7 protein-coding genes are annotated in these 4644 nt (G+C 71.2%); 1 reads left to right on the top strand and 6 read right to left on the bottom strand.

All coding sequences use genetic code 11. The features are described from left to right. Positions 1–19 precede the first annotated feature (19 nt). The gene (locus ABGB21_RS04445; RefSeq protein ID WP_347653173.1) at positions 20–352 is read right to left on the bottom strand and encodes a hypothetical protein; all 333 of its coding nucleotides are present in this window, start codon (positions 350–352) and stop codon (positions 20–22) included. Beyond that, on the bottom strand, positions 349–732 hold the full coding sequence (locus tag ABGB21_RS04440; protein ID WP_347653174.1) for a YbaB/EbfC family nucleoid-associated protein: 384 nt from the start codon (positions 730–732) through the stop codon (positions 349–351). The genes ABGB21_RS04445 and ABGB21_RS04440 overlap by 4 nt, the downstream gene beginning before the upstream one ends. A gap of 113 nt (positions 733–845) precedes the next feature. On the opposite strand from ABGB21_RS04440, the gene ABGB21_RS04435 reads away from it, so the two are divergent. Further along, entirely contained in the window at positions 846–1985 is a 1140-nt protein-coding gene (locus ABGB21_RS04435) for a S8 family serine peptidase (protein WP_347676439.1), read from the top strand. 4 nt (positions 1986–1989) lie between these two features. On the opposite strand, the gene ABGB21_RS04430 is transcribed toward ABGB21_RS04435, so the two are convergent. From ABGB21_RS04430 to ABGB21_RS04415, 4 genes are read right to left on the bottom strand one after another with little or no spacing between them, the layout of a single operon-like run. After that, entirely contained in the window at positions 1990–2301 is a 312-nt protein-coding gene (locus ABGB21_RS04430; protein WP_347653176.1) for a hypothetical protein, read from the bottom strand. Beyond that, entirely contained in the window at positions 2298–2633 is a 336-nt protein-coding gene (locus ABGB21_RS04425; protein WP_347653177.1) for a WXG100 family type VII secretion target, read from the bottom strand. Before ABGB21_RS04425 ends, ABGB21_RS04430 begins: the two co-directional genes overlap by 4 nt. 42 nt (positions 2634–2675) lie before the next feature. Then, positions 2676–4205, bottom strand: a complete 1530-nt coding sequence (locus tag ABGB21_RS04420; protein ID WP_347653178.1) for a hypothetical protein — start codon at positions 4203–4205, stop codon at positions 2676–2678. Positions 4206–4214: 9 nt separating this feature from the next. Beyond that, positions 4215–4631 (bottom strand): hypothetical protein, encoded by a 417-nt coding sequence (locus ABGB21_RS04415; protein ID WP_347653179.1) that lies wholly within the window; start codon positions 4629–4631, stop codon positions 4215–4217. Positions 4632–4644: the final 13 nt, after the last annotated feature.

Genomic DNA, 4644 nt, shown 5'->3' with positions numbered 1-4644 from the left:
CTGGGTATCGGTGGGCTGATCAGGAGGAGATGTTGACCCGGGTGATCGCCCGGTCGGCCTCGGCGAAGGGCTTGACCGACAGCGCGTCGGCGTCGAGCACCTCGCGGACCGCGCCGACGGCCTCGTCGCTGCTGCGCCTCAACTCGTCGAAGAACCCGCCCGTCACCTTGATGAAAGTCTCGGTCGACCGCTCGTAGTTCCGCGCCGCGTCGGCGCACACCGGTTCGTCCACGAACGGACTGGCCTTCAACGCCGCGAGTGCGCCCTGGATCTCCTGGTACGCCGCCGCGGTCTGCATCGCCAACGCCTCGGCGGCCGCCTCGGCGCCGGGGTGAACGCTGATCCTGGTCATCCGTCCGCCTCCCCCAACCACGGCATCTGCCGCCGGAACCGTTCCATCGCACCGTTGAGGTCGCCCTCGGCGTACTGCTGGATGGCCTCCTCGGAGGCGAACGGGCGGCAGAGCTCCATCACCTGCCGGCGTGCCTCCTCCCCGGCCACCTCCATGGTGTCGAGGATCGTCGCGGCCAGCCGCGCCGAGTCGGGGTTCCGGTAGATGGCGGCGTCCAGCACCAGGTCGCGCGGCTTGCCGTCGCTGCCGACGGTGACCCGGACCAGACCGTCCCGGGAGACCGCCGTCACCGAGACCTGACGGACCTGCTCCTGCAGCTCGGTCAGCTGCCCGGTCATCTTCTCCAGCCGACTGGCGAGTTCCTCTGCCTGGACCCGCATCGCAGCCACCATCTCGCCGTCGACATGCACGATCCGAAGGTACGCTGCCGACCGTGAAAGGAAAAGTCGTGTGTGGATCTCGCCACCACGGTCGTTGGCTGACGCGCTCACTGGTGCTGCTTCTGGTGGGGATGGCGATGCCGCTGGTGACAGCCGACCCGGCCGCTGCCGCCGCGTGTTACAGCCGACCGGTGCCCGCAGGCCGCGCCACGGGTGCCCACTGGGCGCTGCGCTGGCTCGACTCCGACCGGCTGCGACAGGTGAGCACCGGCAGCGGCGTACGGGTGGCGGTGCTCGACTCCGGCGTCGACGCCTCGCATCCGCAGCTGGCCCGGGCGGTGGACCGGGGCTGGGACGTGGTCGCCGACGAGGCCGACGGCCGGACCGACTGCGTCGGACACGGCACGGCCGTGGCCAGTCTGGTCGCCGCCCGGCCGGACGGGGATGCCGCGCTGGTCGGGGTCGCGCCCGCCGCGCGCATCGTGCCGATCCGGGTCAGCGAGGACGGGTCCGGGGCCACCGCGTACCGGGACGTGACCCCGGCGCGGCTCGCGGCCGGGATCCGCCGGGCCATCGCCCTGGACGCCGACGTCATCCAGGTGTCCTTCGCCGTGAACAGCAACAACGCCGCCCTGCGGAAAGCGGTCGCGGACGCGGCCAAGCGCCAGATCGTGGTGGTGGCCGCGGTCGGCGACCGGACGGCGGGACCCACCTACCCGGCCGCCTATCCAGGGGTCGTCGGCGTCGGCGCCGCGGAGTCGTCCGGACACCGGTGGACGGACTCCGGCTCCGGCCCGCACGTGGATCTGGTCGCCCCGGGCGTCGAGCTGGTCGGTGCGGCCCGGATCCGCGGGCACGTCCCCGTCGGCGGTACGGCCGCCGCGGCGGCCATGGTCAGCGGCGCGGCCGCACTCCTGAAGGCCCGCCATCCGAAGTGGACGGCGGCACAGATCGCCGACCGGCTGCTCGCGACCGCCGACGGTACCCCGGGCGGGGCGCGTAACGACGGTTACGGGTACGGCGGGGTGAACCCTTACCGGGCGCTGACCGAGTCCGCCGAGGCTCCCGGGCGCTCCCCCGCACCGCACCCGGTGCCGGCGGCCGCGTTGAATCCCACACAGCGACCGGGTCTGTCCGCCGCCACCCGGAAGGCGCTGCTCTGGGCGGGCGCCATCGGCGCCGGGACGCTGGTCCTGGTTGTCGGGTACGCGGCGGCGACGGCCTTCGCCCGCCGCCGCCGCGCTCGGGCCTGAATCCTCAGGCGAAGTTGCTCTGGACCCGGCTGAGGGCGGTGACGTTGTCCGCCTCGGCCTGGGCCATTCGGCTGCGCGTGGCAGCCAGCGCCATCTGGACGCCAAGGTGCCCGTCGTTGTTCAGGATGCTCTGCGCCTGGTCCACCATCTGGCCGAGACTCTGGAACTTGCTCGACGACTCACCCACGTAGGCGCTGGACGTGAGCTGCTCGATCTCCCCACGCAGCTTGTTCATCAGCCGGTTGAGCTCGTCCACCACGTTCTGGTAAACCCGCTCCGCAGCCTGGACCTCGCCGAACTCGACCACGAGCCTCATGCGCTCAACCCCGCCCTCATGTACGCCAGACCGGCGTCGCTGACCACGCCGCCGGCCTGCTGGTCGTTGACCTGCAGGTTCTGGTTGCTGTTACTGGTCTCGGTGCCCAGCTGCTGGAGGATCTGGGCCATCTTCTGCTGGATCTGCTGACCCTTGCTCGCGGTGTTCTGATACTCGGTGCCCGCCTGACCGACGAGCGCCCCCTCCAGCCGCTGCTGTTGGCGGGCCAGTTCGCCGGCCAACTCGATGATCTGGTTGCCGGTGCTCTTGATCGTCTCGACCATCGCATCGATGGCCCCGTGATCGGCCTGGAGCAGACCGTACTGCTGCATGCCGCCTCCCTCTCTCTCCTCCGACACGTGGCCTGGCACGCGTCACACTGCGGCGCGACGGATCGCCCTACGCCGCTCGTCGACATGGTCACTCGGGTTCGCCGCCTCGCCCGTCCTCGCCGGCACCGGCCGCCGTGCCGGCTCGGCCTGTTCCGGCCGACCGGTCCGGCGATCGCCGATGATGCCGTTGCGCTCCGGTGCCGCCTGCCCGTTTCCGCCCACCACCGACGGGGGAATCGCGGCACGCGCGCTGAGCACCTGTGACCAGCCGCTGGCGGCCATGGCCGGCGAGGCCATCGGGCCGTCGGCGGTCAACGCGCCGGTCGGCACCATCGGGTTCGCGAGCGCCGGCTGCGTCCCGCGGGCGGAGAGCGCGGACGGCGCCGCCTCCCCTGCCGAGGGGGGTACCGCCACCGGGTCGCCGAACCGGCCGGCGAGGGCCGGGCCAGGTTGCCCGGTGGACGGGCCGGCGGGCGGGACCGTCCAGCCAGCATCCGCAGGTCTGCCCGGCGACACGGTGGGTGGCGGTAACGCCCCGATCGGACCGATTCCCCGCCCGAACGAACCGGGTACGCCCACGGGTGCGGCGGGCGCGGTCGGGTCCGTGCCGACCGGCTGTTGCTGGCCCGTTGTCGGGCCGAAGCCGCGTTGCTCGGCCGACCGGTCCCCCGGTACCGGCGCTTCTGTCCCGTACTCACCGAACCGGTTCGGTGGCCCGGCCGGGGTGTCGAACGTGACCATCGAGGCCGTATCGATCGGCTGCTCGACGGACAGTGTCATGGCGTACCGGTCGGACGGTTGGTCCGGCATCGTGGACCAGCTCACCGGTTGACCGCTGCGGCTCAACGGCGCGGTGGTCGGCGGTTCGGACGACGAGGAGCCCTGCCACGGCTTCGCCCTGTCGGGTCCCTGGAACTTGACCGGCACCTTTCCCGCCGAGTTCTCCCTCCAGTTCGCCGCCCGGACGAAGTTCTGGGCGAGCTGCTTCCCCACCGCGATGATGAGCTTCAGGAACGTGTCGTGCACGTCCTGGTAGATTTCCTCGATCTTCGCCTTCAGCTCCTCCTCCGCCGCGTTGTCGAGGGCGGGATTGTCCAGCGAGGTGTCCGGCGGGAAGCCGTAGAAGCCGGCACCAGCGGGTGCCCTGCGCTGGTATGCGGCCTGGAACTGCTCCTCGAGGTCCTGCGCCTGGCTGTGTGCGGCGGAGATGTCGCGAGTCAACTGTTCCAACCGGTCGATCTTGTCCTTGAGGTTCTCGGTCCAGTGGTCCAGGCTGTAGAGCGTCGCACCGGTCAGCCGGAAGAAGTTCTCCGACGCCGGACCTTCGGACCAGGCCGTGTTGAATCCGTGGGCCCGGTCGTCCAACTGGTCCGCGGCCTTTTGGAGCTTCACCTTGACCTGGCCGTACGCCCTGGCGAGCGCAGCGGGTCCCTCCGGCTTCTCCGCGAGGATGACCCCTTTGACGTGGAAGAACGTCGGAAACTTGTCCCACTGCGTGGACTGTGGCGACCCCACGCTGATGGACTGCCCTTTAGGCTTGTCGGTATAGGTGAAGTAGTCGCGGGTCGGCACCGACGCGCCCTAGCGGGGAAGGCCGGTCAGGTCGCCGGCCACCGCGTCGAACAGCTGCTGCGACTCCCGGTCCGCCGCCTGGTAGGTGTCGCCGGTCGCACCGGCCGCGTTGCCCAGTGCGGACAGCCCCAGCCGGGCCTCGGTGACGAACACCGCCATGGCCTGGGTCTGCGCGACGGAGACGCCCCGGAACCAGTTCGCCTCCCGAAGCTCGGTGTCGATTCCGCGCGCGAGCTCCTGGAGGCCCTCGACGTACGCGACGACGTCCTGTTCGAACGCCTCGGACTCGCCGCCCACGCCGCCCAGCGGCCCGGGACCACCGACCAACCAGGTGGCGAACTCGTCGTGGGCGGCGGTGTCGGTCCTGACGGTGTCCTCGGCGGAACCTGCCGCCGAGGGCGAGCCGGGGTCGTTACCGGAGATCATCGCCACCTCCAGG

The organism is Plantactinospora sp. B24E8, assembly GCF_039871735.1.
Taxonomy (GTDB): domain Bacteria; phylum Actinomycetota; class Actinomycetes; order Mycobacteriales; family Micromonosporaceae; genus Plantactinospora.
The sequence above is the reverse complement of the archived record's forward strand: the minus strand, read 5'-3'. Positions and strand labels throughout refer to the sequence as shown.